Raw genomic sequence first — 1156 nt, forward strand, 5'->3', positions numbered from 1 at the left:
ATGAGGCGTTGGCGGAAACCCAGGCGACGGCGCCTGCAACCTCTGGGGCTGTACCGAGCCAGACTAACGCAGCATCCGCAACAGCCATGCGTGCAACCGGCAATCAGTCGGTGCCCACTACAGCAGTAACGCAGGCACCTACCGCAGCCCCATCAGCCGCCCCGGTTAAAAGCGATACGATGACCATCAACCTCAAACCTGGTGAAGGGCGCGAGATAAAGCTGGAAATGGTGAAGGGCGCCAAGGTGCGCTACGGGTGGACGACGTCGGGCGGTGCGGTGAATTTCGATACCCACGGCGAACCCTATAACGGAGCGAAGGGGTACTTCCACAGCTACAGCAAGGGCAAGCAGGTTACGAGCGATACCGGAGAATTTGCCGCGCTGTTTGATGGAACACACGGCTGGTTCTGGCGTAATCGCGGCGATGCACCTGTGACCATCTCGCTTAGCTTTAATGGCGAATATTCCAATATTAAGCGATAGCCAACTGCTAACTGCTGATCCCGCTAATTCGATCTGTATAGAAGGACTTAAATGAACGCACTTCAGATATTTCTGCGCATCTCCCTAGCCGTTGTTTTGCTGGGGTCAGTCACTGCCTGTGGCGATAGCTCAACTAAGAGCGAAAAAGAGCACGGTCATTCCCACGAGTAAACGCTAAGCAAGGGCTGCATCTGCGGCCCTTGCTTATCAGACTGCTTCTAGCGAAAGCCATTTCGGAGCATTTACACCTCTAGCTCTCCACGCTAAATCGACGTATTCCGATGCTCTGAGCGTATCTGCTGAGAGCGTCCAATGATCGGAACACTCTCACCAATTCGCGCCGGGAGCGGAGTGGGAAGTGCCGGCTTTCTTTGCTGTAACGCACCTGTAGCTGCCATCCATGACCCTCGGGACCTGGAACGGCTCGCACATCCCATGCGGCCCCAGCAGCCACCAAAGCACTAAGTCCTTCAGCACTGATCGACTGACGCATGGCGGCTCCGCTTCGGCAGTGGGCTTTGCTGCAGGGCAGCCAGGATGTCCTCTGGCATGAACTCTTTGGCCTTCTTCTTCGGCGGTTTCTGTCGTTGCGCTTTGGTTGGCTTCGGATTGCCTGGTACCGCCTGGGAACGACGGCTATCGCGCTGCTCTTGCATTCGCTGCGCGACCTG

The 1156-nt window shown here is 56.5% G+C and carries 1 protein-coding gene and 1 pseudogene; one reads left to right on the top strand and one right to left on the bottom strand.

Annotated features, from left to right (window positions below):
* The coding region (locus QKY98_RS23365; RefSeq protein WP_502945101.1) for a transmembrane anchor protein at window positions 1-485 on the top strand (485 nt) is incomplete at its 5' end.
* A 470-nt stretch (window positions 486-955) separates the two neighbouring features.
* On the opposite strand, the pseudogene QKY98_RS23370 reads toward QKY98_RS23365, so the two are convergent.
* Window positions 956-1156: pseudogene (locus tag QKY98_RS23370) on the bottom strand (ISNCY family transposase); the annotation flags it as partial.

Origin of the sequence: Pseudomonas sp. HR1, assembly GCF_030175875.1 — a bacterium.
GTDB classification, from domain to species: Bacteria; Pseudomonadota; Gammaproteobacteria; order Pseudomonadales; family Pseudomonadaceae; genus Chryseomonas; species Chryseomonas oryzihabitans.